The organism is Streptomyces yangpuensis (assembly GCF_024666385.1).
In the GTDB taxonomy this organism is placed as follows: Bacteria; Actinomycetota; Actinomycetes; order Streptomycetales; family Streptomycetaceae; genus Streptomyces; species Streptomyces yangpuensis.
The window spans coordinates 305404-321140 of sequence record NZ_CP102515.1 but is presented as its reverse complement, the minus strand read 5'-3'; the positions used below and the strand labels follow the sequence as shown (position 1 = coordinate 321140).

Annotated in this window: 1 protein-coding gene; it reads right to left on the bottom strand. The window is 73.0% G+C overall.

Annotated elements, in window-relative coordinates; all coding sequences use genetic code 11:
• Window positions 1-262: 262 nt before the first annotated feature.
• On the bottom strand, window positions 263-15703 hold the full coding sequence (locus tag NRK68_RS35140) for a type I polyketide synthase (RefSeq protein WP_257858241.1): 15441 nt from the start codon (window positions 15701-15703) through the stop codon (window positions 263-265).
• Between the last annotated feature and the right edge of the window lie 34 nt (window positions 15704-15737).

Below are 15737 nucleotides of genomic sequence, written 5' to 3'. Positions count from 1 at the left end.
TGTGACCTTGCCCGCCACCGCACCCTGCACCCTGCACCCTGCACCCATGAGCATCCCCGCCCGAGGCTGAGTTCGGTGGGGTCAGCAGGTAGACCATCACCGCCTACGCCAGCATCCCCGCAAGGCCCGGACAGATCCAGGTCGGCCACACGGCGGGGTCGTTCGCGGGAACGACCTCGCCCCCACAGTCGACGGGGGAAGGGCGACCAGGGGGGCGAGGGATCAGGGGGATGCCGGGATCAGGAGATCGCGGCCGGCGGGGTCAGTCGTCGAGGCTTCCTCCGAGGGCCATGCTGATCAGCATCTCGGCGTCCATGTCGTCGATGGAGTCCTCAGCGGTCGCGGCGGTCGCGGCGGACTCCGCCGCCTCGGTCACGGCGCCGACGAACCCGCCCAGTTCGAGGAGGCTGTCCAGCAGACCGGCGTCCTTCAGCCGGCTGATCGGGATGGCCCCGATGATCCGGCGGATCTCCTCGTCACCGGAGCCTCCAATGGCCGCCTCCGGGACCAGTTCGGCCCGCATGTGCTCGGCCAGCGCCCGGGCGTTGGGGTAGTCGAACGCCAGGGTGGGCGGGAGCCGCAGACCGCTCGCCGCGTTGAGCACGTTACGGAACTCCACTGCGGTGAGGGAGTCGAAGCCCAGCTCGCTGAAGGCCCGGTCGGGGTCGATCGTGTCCGCGCCCGCGTGGCCGAGAACCGCCGCCGCATGTCCGCGGACGATGTCCAGCAGCAGGGTCTCCTGCTCCTGGACCGACACTACGGCGAGCTGTTGCTTGAGCGCGGAGGCCGCCGCCGCGCCGCCGCCCGTACCCGCGCCCCGGCGGACCGGGACGCGGATCAGGCCGCGGAACAGCTCCGGGAGTTCCTCGCCACCGGACCGCAGGGACTTGAGGTCCAGAGCGATGGGCACGAGGGCGGGGACGTCCAGGGTTCCCGCCGCGTCGAAGAGGGCCAGGCCGTGCTCAGCCGTGATGGGCCGCACGCCCGTGCGGTGCATGCGCTCCAGGTCGGCCTCGCCGAGTTCACCCGCCATGCCCGCCTCGTCGGTCCACAGACCCCAGGCCAGGGACTGGCCCGGCAGGCCCTGCGCCCGGCGGTGGGCCGCCAGGGCGTCGAGGAAGGCGTTGGCCGCGGCGTAGTTGCCCTGGCCCGCGTTGCCGAACACGCCGGCCGCCGAGGAGAAGAGCACGAAGGCCGACAGATCCATGTCCGCGGTGAGTTCGTGCAGGTTCAGCGCCGCGTCCACCTTCGGGCGCAGCACGTTGTCGATGCGCTCGGGGGTGAGGGAGGAGATGACACCGTCGTCCAGGACACCGGCCACGTGCACCACGCCCGTGAGCTTCACACCCTCCAGGAGCGCGGCGAGCGCGGCCCGGTCGGAGACGTCACAGGCCGCGAACGAGACGTCGGCGCCGAGCCCGGTCAGCTCCGCCACCAGTTCCGCCGCACCGGGCGCGTCCGCGCCCCGGCGGCTGGTCAGCAGCAGACTGCGTACACCGTGCTCGACGACGAGATGCCGGGCGAACAAACCGCCCAGCGTGCCCGAGGCACCCGTCAGCAGGACCGTGCCGGCACCGAAGGCGGAGCCGGAACCGTCCTGGGACTCCGCGTCCCGGGCGAGGTCGGCGTCCGGGACCGCCGTACGGGCGAGCCTGGCGCCGTAGACCGTGCCTTCGCGTACGACCACCTGCGGCTCCCCCGCGGCCAGCGCCGGGGCGAGGTCGTCGGGGGTGCTGGTGTCGACGAGGACCACCCGGCTCGGCGACTCCGACTGCGCGGAGCGGGCCAGGCCCCAGACGGCGGCACCCGCCAGGTCGGTCACGTCCTCGCCGGGCAGCGCGACGGCACCGCTGGTGACGACCACCAGCCGCTCGGCGGAGGACTGCAGTGCGGTCAGCGCGGTCAGCACGGCCGAACGGACGGCCGCCGCGTCCGAACCGGGCTCGACGCGCAGCACCTGGGCGTCGTCCAGGACCGGCGGGACGGCGAGCGCCGGCGTCAGCTTCGTCCACTCCAGCTGGAACAGCGAGTCGTGGAAGGCGGATCCGCCCGGAGTGAGCTGCTCGGTGGAGACCGTACGCAGCACCAGCGAGCCGACCGAGGCCACCGGGCGGCCCTCGCCGTCGGCGACCGACAGCGCCACGCCGTCCGCCCCCGTGGGCGCGAGCCGAACGCGGACCCGGCTGGCCCCGGAGGCGTGCAGGGAGACCCCGGTCCAGGCGAACGGCAGCCGGGCCGCCGTCTGGTCGCCCCCGTCGAGCAGTCCGATGGCGTGCAGGCAGGCGTCCAGCAGGGCCGGGTGCAGACCGTAGCCGTCCACCTCGGTGTCCTCGGGGAGGGACACCTCCGCGTAGACCTCCCCGCCCGAGCGCCACGCGGCGGTCAGGCCCTGGAACACCGGACCGTACTCCAGGCCCGCGTCCGCCAGGCCCTCGTACAGGCCGTCCAGGACGACAGGGGTAGCGCCCTGCGGCGGCCATGCGGCCGCTTCGAAGGCCGGCCGGGTGCCCGCGGGGGCGAGTAGGCCGGTCGCGTGCCGAGTCCAGGGGTCGTCGGACCCCTCGGGCCGCGAGTAGACGCTCACGGGCCGCATGCCGGTGTCGTCCGCGGAGCCGACGGACACCTGGACCTGGATCCAGTCCTGGCCGGGCAGGAGCAGGGGAGCCTCCAGGGTGAGTTCTTCCAGGGTCGGGCTGCCGACCTCGTCGCCGGCTCGGATGACGAGCTCGACGAGGCCGGTACCCGGGAAGAGGACGGTCCCGCCGAGCGCGTGGTCGGCCAGCCAGGGCTGGGCGGCCACCGACAGGCGGCCGGTGAGCACCACCCCGTCGGTGTCGGCAAGGGACACCGAGGCGCCGAGGAGGGCGTGGCCCGAGGAGCCGATGCCCAGCGAGGAGAGCGCGGAGCCCGTCTCGGGGATGCTCTGCAGCCAGTACGTGCTTCGCTGGAAGGCGTAGGTGGGCAGGTCCACCCGGCGGGCGTCGGTGCCGGAGTAGTACGCGGCCCAGTCCACGGTCGTGCCGTGGGTGTGAAGTCGGGCGACCGCGGTCAGCAGGGTGGGTGCTTCGGCGCGGTCGCGGCGCAGGACGGGGATGAAGGCGGCGTCTTCGGCGGTGGCCTGGCCCATCGCGGTGAGCACCGCGTCGGGGCCGAGTTCGACGAAGGTGGTGACGCCCTTGTCCTCCAGTACGGCCACGGCGTCGGAGAAGCGGACCGCTTCGCGAACATGCCGCACCCAGTACTCGGCAGTGGTCAGGTCACCGGTCCCGGCAGAGGCACCGGTGAGGGTGGAGACCACGGGGATCTTCGGCTCGGTGTACTCCAGAGAGCCGGCGACGGCCCGGAAGTCGTCGAGCATCGGGTCCATCAACGGCGAGTGGAAGGCATGGGAGACCTTCAGCCTGCTCGTCTTACGGCCCTGCTCCTCGAACAGCGCCTTGATCTCCAGTACGCGTGTCTCCTCGCCGGAGACGACGACCGCATTGGGTCCGTTGACCGCGGCGATCGAAACCGTGGACGACAGGTGCGGGAGGACTTCGTCCTCCGTGGCCTGCACGGCGACCATCGCCCCGCCCTCCGGCAGGGCCTGCATCAACCGGCCACGCGCCACGACCAGCTTCGCCGCATCCTCCAGCGACAGCACACCAGCGACATGAGCCGCGGCGATCTCACCGATCGAGTGACCCGCCACAAAGTCCGGCCGAACACCCCACGACTCGACCAGACGGAACAGCGCGACCTCGACGGCGAACAGAGCGGGCTGGGTGAACTCCGTGCGGCTCAAACGCTCCGCATCCTCACCCCACACCACCTCACGCAACGGCAGCCCAAGCGCCTCCGTCACCGCATCGAACGCGGCAGCGAACACCGGGAACGCCTCATACAGCTCCCGGCCCATCCCCAACCGCTGCGCACCCTGCCCCGTGAACAAGAACGCCGTGCGGCCCTTGGCCCGGGTCGAACCCTCGACGACTGCCGAGGTCGGCCGGCCCTCCAAGAACGCGTCCAGCGCGCCCAGGAGTTCGTCCCGGTCCGCCCCGACCACCGCCAGCCGGTGATCGAGCTGGGTTCGCACGGTGGCGAGAGTCAGACCGACGTCCTCGGGACGCAGGTCGGCGTTGGCCTGCGCATGGGCGCGCAGGCGGGCGGCCTGGGCGCGCAGGGCCTCCTCGGTCTTGCCGGAGACCAGCCACGGCACCACAACCGGAACGGTGCCCGCGGCAGACGCCGACGAAAGCTCTGGTGCCTGCTCGATGATGACGTGGGCGTTGGTGCCGCTGATGCCGAACGAGGAGACCCCCGCCCGGCGCGGACGGCTGGTCTCCGGCCACGGCCGGGTCTCGGTAAGCAGCTCGATGTTGCCCTCAGTCCAGTCGACCTTGCTGGTCGGCTGGTCGACGTGGAGCGTCTTCGGCATGAGGCCGTGGCGCATGGCCTCGACCATCTTGATGATTCCGGAGACGCCGGCGGCGGCCTGGGTGTGGCCCATGTTCGACTTGATCGACCCCAGCCACAGCGGCTGGTCCTCCGGCCGGTCCTGGCCGTACGTGGCGAGCAGAGCCTGCGCCTCGATCGGGTCGCCCAGCACCGTACCCGTACCGTGCGCCTCCACCGCGTCCACCTGGTCGGCGGTCAGCTGGGCGTTGGCGAGGGCCTGCCGGATCACCCGCTGCTGGGCCGGGCCGTTCGGGGCGGTCAGGCCGTTGCTGGCACCGTCCTGGTTGACGGCCGTACCGCGGACGACCGCCAGAACGGGGTGGCCGTTCCTGACAGCGTCGGACAGCCGCTCCACGACGAGTATGCCGACGCCCTCACCCCAGCCCGTGCCGTCCGTCGAATCCGCGAAGGACTTGCAGCGGCCGTCGGGGGCCAGACCGCGCTGCCGGCTGAACTCCACGAATGCCTCGGGGGTGGCCATGACGGCCACACCGCCCGCCAGCGCCAAGCCGCACTCGCCGGAGCGCAACGCCTGGATGGCCAGGTGGAGAGCCACGAGCGAGGAGGAGCAGGCGGTGTCGACCGTCACCGAGGGCCCTTCCAGGCCCAGGGTGTAGGACACCCGGCCCGAGGCCACGGAACCGGTGTTCGTGTTGTCCTGGTAGTCGTGGTACATCATTCCGGCGAAGACACCGGTCGCACTGCCCTTCAGCGTCACCGGATCGATACCGGCCCGCTCCAGGGCCTCCCACGAGGTCTCCAGGAGGAGCCGCTGCTGCGGGTCCATTGCCAGGGCCTCGTTCGGGGAGATGCCGAAGAACGCCGGATCGAAGTCGCCCGCCTGGTGCAGGAAGCCGCCGTGTTTGACGTAACTGGTGTTCGGGCGCTCCGAAGAGGGGTCGTACAACTCGTCGATGTTCCAGCCGCGGTTCACGGGAAATTCCGAGACCGCGTCGACGCCGTCCGCGACGAGCCGCCACAGGTCCTCGGGCGTCTCGACGCCGCCCGGGTAGCGGCAGGCCATGCCCACGATCGCGATGGGATCGCCGGCCACGACGGTGGCGGCCACGGCGGGGAGCGCTTCGCGCTCGCCGGTGCCGGCCGCCTCCTCGGCCAGGTACTGGGCCAGGACCGCCGGGGACGGGTAGTCGAAGACCAGGGTGGCGGGCAGTCGCAGACCGGTGGCCGCGTTCAGGGCGTTGCGGAACTCGACGGCGCTGAGTGAGTCGAAGCCGAGTTCGCCGAAGGCTTCTTCGGGGTCGATGGCCTCCGCGCCCGCGTGGCCCAGGGTCGTTGCCGCCGTGGCCCGGACCAGGTCGAGCAGTTCCTCCAGCCGGGCCTGCGGTGACAGGCCGGCCAGCCGCTGCGCGAGGGGCGAGCCCGGTCCCGCGGCCTGACCGACGGCGGCCGTACGGCGGGCGGGACGGCGTACCAGGGACCGGAAGAGCTCCGGGACCTCGCCGCCGCCCGCGCCGAGCGCCTTGACGTCGAGCCGGATCGGGACGAGGGCGGGGGCGGCGAGGGTGTTCGCCGTGTCGAAGAGCGCCAGACCCTCCCCGGGGGTCAGTGCGTGGATGCCCGTACGGTTCATGCGTTCGATCTCGGCCTCGCCGAGTTCGCCTGCCATGCCACCGGCCCACAGGCCCCAGGCCAGGGACTGGCCCGGCAGTCCCTGGGCGCGGCGGTGGGCCGCCAGACCGTCGAGGAAGGCGTTGGCCGCGGCGTAGTTGCCCTGCCCGGGGGCGCCGAGGGTGCCCGCGGCCGAGGAGAAGAGCACGAAGGCCGACAGGTCCATGTCCGCGGTGAGTTCGTGCAGATTGAGGGCCGCGTCCGCCTTCGGGCGGAGCACGTTGTCGATGCGCTCGGGGGTGAGGGAGGCGATGACACCGTCGTCCAGGACACCGGCCACGTGCACCACGCCCGTGAGCTTCACACCCTCCAGGAGCGCGGCGAGCGCGGCCCGGTCGGAGACGTCACAGGCCGCGAACGAGACGTCGGCGCCGAGCCCGGTCAGCTCCGCCACCAGCTCCTTCGCACCGGGCGCGTCCGCGCCCCGGCGGCTGGTCAGCAGCAGACTGCGTACACCGTGCTCGACGACGAGATGCCGGGCGAACAGACCACCCAGCGTGCCCGAAGCACCCGTCAGCAGGACCGTGCCGGCACCCAAGCCGGAGCCGTCTCGGGCCGCCGCGTCCTGGGCGGGCTCGGCGGGAACCCGCACCAGCCGTGCCCCGTGAACCGCGCCGTCGCGGACGACGACCTGCGACTCCCCCGATGCCAGCGCCAGGGCGAGGTCATCGGGCGTTTCGGTGTCGACCAGGACGAAGCGGCCCGGGTCCTCGGACTCGGCGGAGCGGACCAGACCCCAGACCGCCGCACCGGCCAGGTCGGTGACGTCCTCGCCGGGCAGCGCGACCGCGCCGCGGGTGACCACGACGAGCTTCTGCGGGCCGGCCTGCAGGGCGGCGAGTGCGGTGTGCAGAGCGGTGTGTACGGCTTCCGCGTCCGTGCCGGGCTCGCTGTGGAGCACGGTCACGGCCTCGTGCGACAGCTCGGCCGTCACCTGCGGCAGCCGGGTCCACTCCAGCTGGAACAGCGAGTCGTGGGAGGCGGAGCCCGCGGCCGCCAGCTGCTCGGTGGAGACCGTACGCAGCACCAGCGAGCCGACCGAGGCCACCGGGCGGCCCTCGCCGTCGGCAACCGACAGCGCCACGCCGTCCGCCCCCGTGGGCGCGAGCCGAACGCGGACCCGCGAGGCACCGGTGGCGTGCAGGGAGACTCCGGTCCAGGCGAACGGCAGCCGGGCCGACTCGGCGCCGCCGTCGAGGAGGCCGGTGGCGTGCAGGCAGGCGTCCAGCAGGGCCGGGTGCAGACCGTAGCCGTCCACCTCGGTGTCCTCGGGGAGGGACACCTCCGCGTAGACCTCCCCGCCCGAGCGCCACGCGGCGGTCAGGCCCTGGAACACCGGACCGTACTCCAGACCTGCCGCGGCCAGGGTGTCGTACAGGCCGGTCAGATCGACGGCCTCGGCGCCGGCGGGCGGCCATGCGGCCAGGTCGAAGCCAGCGGCGGGGGCGGCGGGAGAGAGCACACCGGTGGCGTGCCGGGTCCACGGCCGGTCGCCGTCCTCACCACGTGCGTACAGATTGACCGTTCGTGAACCGTCTCCGGTGGCCGCGCCGACGACGACCTGGACGGCGACCCCGCCTCGCTCGGGCAGGACCAGCGGCGCCTGGAGCGTCAGCTCCTCCAGCGTCCCGCAGCCCAGGTGGTCACCGGCGGCGATCGCCAGTCCGACCAGGCCGGTGCCCGGGAAGAGGACCAGACCGCCCACGGCGTGGTCGGCCAGCCAGGGCTGGGCGGCCACCGACAGGCGGCCGGTGAGGACCACCCCGTCGGCCTCGGGCGAGGCGACGACGGCACCCAGGAGAGGGTGTTCGGCCCGGTCGAGACCGGCGGAGGTCACACCGCCGGTGTCGGCGCCGGCCCAGGCGTCGGCCCAGTACTCCAGCGCGTCGAGCCAGAAGTGCCGGCGCTGGAAGGCGTACGTCGGCAGCGCGACGCGGCGACCGCCGCGGTCGGCGTAGAACGCCGGCCAGTCGACGGCGGTGCCGCGCACGGCAGCCTTGGCGAGGGCGGTGACGGCCTCGGTGGTCTCGGCGCGGTCGCGGCGCAGGACGGGGATGAAGGCGGCGTCTTCGGCGGTGGCCTGGCCCATCGCGGTGAGGACCGCGTCGGGACCGAGTTCGACGAAGGTGGTGACGCCGGACTCGGCGAGGGTACGGACGGCGTCGGCGAAGCGGACCGCTTCGCGGACGTGGCGGACCCAGTACTCGGGGTCGGTGAGGCTGCTCGCCAGTTCTCCGGTGAGGGTGGAGACAACGGGGATCTGCGGCTCGGTGTACTCCAGAGAGCCGGCGACGGCCCGGAAGTCGTCGAGCATCGGGTCCATCAACGGCGAGTGGAAGGCATGGGAGACCTTCAGCCTGCTCGTCTTACGGCCCTGCTCCTCGAACAGCGCCTTGATCTCCAGTACGCGTGTCTCCTCGCCGGAGACGACGACCGCATTGGGTCCGTTGACCGCGGCGATCGACACCGTGGACGACAGGTGCGGGAGGACTTCGTCCTCCGTGGCCTGCACGGCGACCATCGCCCCGCCCTCCGGCAGAGCCTGCATCAACCGGCCACGCGCCACGACCAGCTTCGCCGCATCCTCCAGCGACAGCACACCAGCGACATGAGCCGCGGCGATCTCACCGATCGAGTGACCCGCCACAAAGTCCGGCCGAACACCCCACGACTCGACCAGACGGAACAGCGCGACCTCGACGGCGAACAGAGCGGGCTGGGTGAACTCCGTACGGCTCAAACGCTCCGCATCCTCACCCCACATGACCTGCCGGAGCGGCAGCCCAAGCGCCTCCGTCACCCCATCGAACGCGGCAGCGAACACCGGGAACGCCTCATACAGCTCCCCGCCCATCCCCAACCGCTGCGCACCCTGCCCCGTGAACAAGAACGCCGTGCGGCCCTTGGCCCGGGTCGAACCCTCGACGACTGCCGAGGTCGGCCGGCCCTCCAAGAACGCGTCCAGCGCGCCCAGGAGTTCGTCCCGGTCCGCCCCGACCACCGCCAGCCGGTGATCCATGAGGGAGCGGTCCGTCGCCAGGGAGTAGCCGATGTCGACCGGGTGGGTGTCGGGGTGGGCCATCAGGTGGTCGCGCAGACGCTCGGCCTGGCCGCGCAGCGCCTCCTCGGTCTTGGCCGAGACCAGCCACGGCACCGCCGTCACAGGCGTGCCGTCGGCGGGCTGTGCGGCCGGGGCCGGCTCCTCAGGAGCCTGTTCGATGATGACGTGGGCGTTGGTACCGCTGATGCCGAACGAGGAGACACCCGCCCGGCGCGGACGGCCGGTCTCCGGCCACGGCCGCGTCTCGGTGATGAGTTCGACGTTGCCCTCGGTCCAGTCGACCTTGCTGGTCGGCTGGTCGACGTGGAGCGTCTTCGGCAGTACCCCGTGACGGATCGCCTCGACCATCTTGATGATGGCGCCAGCGCCCGCGGCAGCCTGAGTGTGGCCCATGTTGGACTTCAGCGAGCCGAGCCACAGCGGCCGGCCTTCGGGCCGGTCCTGGCCGTACGTGGCGAGCAGCGCCTGCGCCTCGATCGGGTCACCCAGCGTCGTACCCGTCCCGTGCGCCTCGACCGCGTCGACCTCCGCCGCCGACAGACCGGCGACGGCCAGGGCCTGGCGGATCACCCGGCGCTGAGCCGGGCCGTTCGGGGCGGTCAGGCCGTTGCTGGCACCGTCCTGGTTCAGGGCGGTACCGCGGACGACCGCGAGGACGGGGTGGCCGTTGCGGCGGGCATCGGACAGCCGCTCCACAAGGAGCATGCCGACGCCCTCGCCCCAGGCCGTGCCGTCGGTCGAGTCGGCGAAGGACTTGGCGCGGCCGTCGGGGGCCAGGCCGCGCTGCCGGCTGAACTCCACGAATGCCTCGGGGGTGGCCATGACGGCCACGCCGCCCGCCAGCGCGAGCGAGCACTCGCCGGAGCGCAGCGCCTGGACGGCCAGGTGGAGGGCGACCAGCGACGAGGAGCACGCGGTGTCGACGGTGACGGCCGGGCCCTCCAGGCCGAAGACGTAGGAGACGCGGCCGGAGGCGATGGCGCCCGTGCCGCTGTTGGCGGCGTAGTCGTGGTACATCATTCCGGCGAAGACACCGGTCGCGCTGCCCTTCAGCGAGGCGGGATCGATGCCCGCCCGCTCGATGGCCTCCCAGGAGGTCTCCAGAAGCAGCCGCTGCTGCGGGTCCATGCCGAGGGCCTCGTTCGGCGAGATGCCGAAGAACGCCGGGTCGAATTCGCCCGCGTCGTGCAGGAAGCCACCGTGCTTGACGTAGCTGGTGTTCGGGCGCTGCGAACTCGGGTCGTACAACTCGTCCACGTTCCAGCCGCGGTTCGCCGGGAACTCCGACACCGCGTCGACGCCGTCCTCGACGAGCCGCCACAGGTCCTCGGGCGTCTCGACGCCGCCCGGGTAGCGGCAGGCCATGCCCACGATCACGATGGGGTCGTCGGTGTCCGACGCGCTGCCCGTGCGGACCAGCGGTGCGTCGGTGTCCTGTCCGGTGACCTCGTCCAGCAGGAACGCGGCGAGTTCGGCCGGGGTCGGGTAGTCGAAGACCAGGGTGGCGGGCAGCCGCAGGCCGGTGTCCTCGTTGAGGCCGTTGCGCAGCTCGACGGCGGCCAGCGAGTCGACGCCTAGGTCGCGGAAGGCGCGGCCCGGTTCGATCGCGCCGGCGTCGCCGAAGCCGAGCACGACGGCGGCCCGGTTCAGTACGAGGTCGAGCAGGGCAGCCTGGTGCTCCTCGGGCGGGAGGGCGGCCAGGGTGCGCTGCAGGGCGCCCGTCTCCACCGCGGCGGCGGCCTCGGCGGAGCGGCGGCGGTGCGCCGGGGCGGGAACGAGGGTACGGAAGAGCACCGGCAGGGCGTCACCCTGCGCGCGCAGCGCGGTCAGGTCGAACTTCGCCGGGACGACGGTGGCTTCGCCGCTCGCCTGGGCGGCGTCGAAGAGCGCGAGCCCCTCCTCGGGGGCGAGGGCGAAGATGCCTCCCTGGGAGATGCGGGTGCGGTCGGCCTCGTCGAGGGTCCCGGCCATGCCGCCGGCCCACAGGCCCCAGGCCAGGGACTGGCCCGGCAGGCCCTGCGCCCGGCGGTGCGCGGCGAGACCGTCGAGGAAGGTGTTGGCCGCGGCGTAGTTGCCCTGCCCGGGGGCGCCGAGGGTGCCGGAGCCCGAGGAGAAGAGGACGAAGGCCGACAGGCCCATGTCCGCGGTGAGTTCGTGCAGGTTGAGGGCCGCGTCCACCTTGGGGCGCATGACGGTGTCGATGCGCTCGGGGGTGAGGGAGGAGATGACGCCGTCGTCCAGCACTCCTGCGGCGTGGACGACCGCGCTCAGCTCGACGCCCTTGAGCGCCGCGGCGAGCGCGGCCCGGTCGGAGACGTCACAGGCCGCGAACGAGACGTCGGCGCCGAGCCCGGTCAGCTCCGCCACCAGTTCCGCCGCACCGGGCGCGTCCGCGCCCCGGCGGCTGGTCAGCAGCAGACTGCGTACACCGTGCTCGACGACGAGATGCCGGGCGAACAAACCGCCCAGCGTGCCCGAGGCACCCGTCAGCAGGACCGTGCCGGCACCGAAGGCGGAGCCGGAACCGTCCTGGGACTCCGCGTCCTGGGCGCCCGCGTCCTGGGTGGGCTCGGCGGCGACCCGCACCAGCCGCGCCCCGTAGGCCACTCCCCCGCGCACGGTCACCTGCGGTTCGCCCGAGGCGAGCGCCAGGTCCACGGCCGCGGCCGGGTCGGCCGCCGAGTCCGTGCCCAGGTCGACCAGGACGAAGCGGCCCGGGTCCTCGGACTGGGCCGAGCGGACCAGGCCCCATACCGCGGCGCCGGCCAGGTCGGTGACGTCCTCACCGGGCAGCGCGACCGCGCCGCGGGTGACCACGACGAGGGTGCCGGAGGCCGTCTGGAGCTGCTCGAGGGCGGCAGAGGCCGCGGCGCGCACGGCGGCCGCGTCGGTGCCAGGGGTGCTGTCCAGGACAAGGGCGTCCTGGGGGCGCTCGGTGGGCGAGACCGGCAGGGGGGTCCACTCCAGCCGGAAGAGCGAGTCGTGGTGGACGGCCCGGGCGGCGGCGAGCTGCTCCTCGGTGATGGGCCGCAGCACCAGGGATTCGACCGTGGCCACGGGACGGCCGGTGCCGTCGGCCACCTGGAGCGAGACCCCGGAGCCGGTGGGCGTGAGCCGGACGCGGACGGAGGAGGCGCCGGCGGCGTGCAGGGTGACGCCGGACCAGGCGAAGGGCAGGGCCGCCTGTCCGCCCGTCACTCCGGTGAAGCTCACCGCGTGCAGGGCCGCGTCCAGCACGGCGGGGTGCAGACCGAGCCGCTCGGCGTCCCTCTGGCCCTGCTCGGGCAGGGCGATCTCGGCGTAGACCGAGTCGCCGGACTTCCAGGCGGCCCTGAGGCCCTGGAACACCGGGCCGTACCGCAGGCCCAGAGCGGCGAGGTCGGGGTAGAGGGAGGCGACGTCGATCGGGGTGGCGCCGGCCGGCGGCCACTGGGCCAGGTCGAAGGTGCCGGCGCCGGAGCCGGAGGTCAGCACACCGGTGGCGTGCCGGGTCCACGGCTCGTGCGCGGAGGGGCGGGAGTGCACGGTCAGGGCGCGGGTGCCCGAACCGTCGGCGGCGGCGACGGCCACCTGAACCTGGACGGCTCCGTGCTCGGGGAGGACCAGCGGGGCTTCGAGGGTGAGTTCCTCGAGCACGTCGCAGCCGACCTGGTCGCCCGCGCGGACGGCGAGTTCCACGAAACCGGTGCCGGGGAACAGGACGCTGCCGCCGACGACGTGGTCGGCCAGCCAGGGGTGGGTGGCGGTGGAGAGCCGTCCGGTGAGCACAGCGCCCTCGGAGTCGGCGAGCATGACGGCGGCACCGAGCAGCGGGTGGTCGGCCGCGTCCAGGCCGGCGGAGGTGACGTCCCCGGCGCCGGTCTCGGGCGTGATCCAGTAGTGGGCGCGCTGGAAGGGGTAGGTGGGCAGGTCGACCCGGCTCGCGCCCATGCCGTCGTAGACGGCGTCCCAGTTCACCTGCAGGCCGCTGACGTACAGCTGGGAGATGGTCTTGACGAGGGTGGACGCCTCGGGGCGGTCCTTGCGCAGGGTTGAGGCGAGGACGGCGGTCTCGGACCGGACGGACTGCTGGGCCAGGGCGGTGAGTACGCCGTCGGGCCCGAGTTCGACGAACCGGGTGACGCCTTCGGCTTCGAGGGTACGGACGCCGTCGGCGAAGCGGACCGCGTCACGGACGTGCCGGACCCAGTACTCGGGGTCGGTCAGACCGCTCGCCAGTTCTCCGGTGACGTTGGAGACGACCGGAATCGTCGGCTCGGCGTACTCAAGGGACCGGGCGACGGCCCGGAAGCCGTCGAGCATCGGGTCCATCAACGGCGAGTGGAAGGCATGGGAGACCTTCAGCCTGCTCGTCTTGCGGCCCTGCTCCTCGAACAGCGCCTTGATCTCCAGAACCCGCGCCTCGTCGCCGGAGACGACCACGGAGTGGGGGCCGTTGACCGCGGCGATCGAGACCATGGACGACAGGTGCGGCAGGACCTCGTCCTCGGTGGCCTGGACGGCGACCATCGCCCCGCCCTCGGGCAGGGCCTGCATCAGCCGGCCGCGCGCGGACACCAGTTTCGCCGCGTCCTCGAGCGACAGCACTCCTGCGACATGAGCCGCGGCGATCTCGCCGATCGAGTGACCGGCCACGAAGTCCGGCTTCACACCCCACGACTCGACCAAACGGTAGAGGGCGACCTCGATGGCGAACAGGGCGGGCTGGGTGAACTCGGTGCGGTTCAGACGGGCCGCGTCCTCACCCCACATGATCTGCGGGAGCGGCAGCCCAAGCGCCTCGATCACCGTGCGGAACGCCGACCTGAACGCCGGGAACGCCTCGTACAGCTCCCGGCCCATCCCGAGCCGCTGCGCGCCCTGCCCCGTGAACAGGACCGCTGTCAGCCCCCCGGTGGCCAGGCCGCGCAGCACGTCGCCGTGGAACTCGCCGGCCGCGAGGGCGTCGAGCCCGGCCCGGGCCGCCTCGCGGTCCCCGGCCAGCACCACGGCACGGTGTTCGAGGGCGGCACGGCCGGTTGCGAGGGAGTAGCCGAGGTCGAGGGCGCTCAGTCCAGGGTTCTCGGCGGTGTGGGCGCCGATACGGGTGGCCTGGGCGCGCAGGGCCTCCGCGCTGCGGGCGGAGACCGGCCACGGCAGGGCCCAGCCCGCGACCGGGCCCTCGGCGGCGGTGGGCGCGGCCTGGCCGGTCCCGTCCTCGGTGGCCGGCTGCGGCTCGGGGGCCTCCTCCAGGATGAGGTGGGCGTTGGTGCCGCTGACGCCGAAGGCGGAGACGGCTGCCCGGCGCGGGTGGTCGCTCTGCTGCCACGGGCGGGCCTGCGTCAGCAGTTCCACCCGGCCCGCAGACCAGTCGACGTGGCTTGTGGGCCGGTCCACGTGCAGGGTGCGGGGCATGGTGGCGTGACGCATGGCCATGACCATCTTGATGACGCCGCCGACGCCGGCCGCGGCCTGGGCGTGGCCGATGTTCGACTTGAGGGAGCCGAGCCACAGCGGCCGGTCCTCGGGCCGCCCCTGGCCGTACGTGGCGAGCAGCGCCTGCGCCTCGATCGGGTCGCCCAGCACGGTGCCCGTGCCGTGGCCCTCGACGACGTCGATCTGGGCGGCGGGGACGCGGGCGGCGCTGAGCGCCTCGCGGATCACCCGCTGCTGGGAGGGGCCGTTGGGGGCGGTCAGTCCGTTGCTGGCGCCGTCCTGGTTGATGGCGGAGCCCTTGATGACGGCGAGGACGGGGTGTCCCTTGGCTCGCGCGTCGGAGAGCCGCTCCAGGACGATCATGCCCGCACCCTCGGCCCAGCCGGTGCCGTCGGCGGCGTCCGCGTACGCCTTGATACGGCCGTCGGCGGCCAGGCCGCCCTGGCGGGCCATGCCGGTGAACGGGCCGGGGGTCGACATCACCATGACGCCGCCGGCGAGGGCGAGCGAGCACTCGCGGTCGCGCAGGGCCTGCGCGGCGAGGTGGAGGGCGACAAGGGAGGAGGAGCAGGCGGTGTCGACAGTGACCGAGGGGCCTTCGAGGCCGAGGGCGTAGGAGACCCGGCCGGCGATGACGGCGGCGACGGCCGCGGTGCCCATGAACGGGCCGGCCGCCTCGGGGGCGGCGTTGAGCAGGTCTCCGTAGTCCTGGAAGCCGGAGCCGGCGAACACGGCCACCTGGCCGCCGCGGACCCGGTCGGCGGGGATCCCGGCGCGTTCCATGGCCTCCCAGGAGACCTCCAGCATCAGGCGCTGCTGCGGGTCCATGGCGACGGCTTCCTTCGGCGAAATGCCGAAGAAGGCGGGGTCGAACTCCCCCGCTCCCGTCATGAATCCGCCGACCCGGGCGAAGTCCGCCTCCTCGGCGGACAGGTCCCAGCCACGGTCGGCGGGGAAGCCGGACACGGCGTCGACCTCGCTCTCGACCAGCCGCCACAGGTCCTCGGGAGAGGTCACCCCGCCGGGGTAGCGGCAGGCCATGCCCACGATCGCGATGGGGTCCTGGTCCCGGGCCTCGTACTCCTGGAGCCGCTGACGCGTCTGGGCCAAATCGGCAGTGACCCGCTTGAGATAGTCAAGGAGCTTCTGATCGTCAGCCATTCCCCGCCTCGCAACGTCTTCTGGAATACGCATG

Bases quoted from the DNA above. Each gene is read 5' to 3' on its own strand.
- NRK68_RS35140 (WP_257858241.1), bottom strand. From the start codon at position 15,703: ATGGCTGACGATCAGAAGCTCCTTGACTATCTCAAGCGGGTCACTGCC.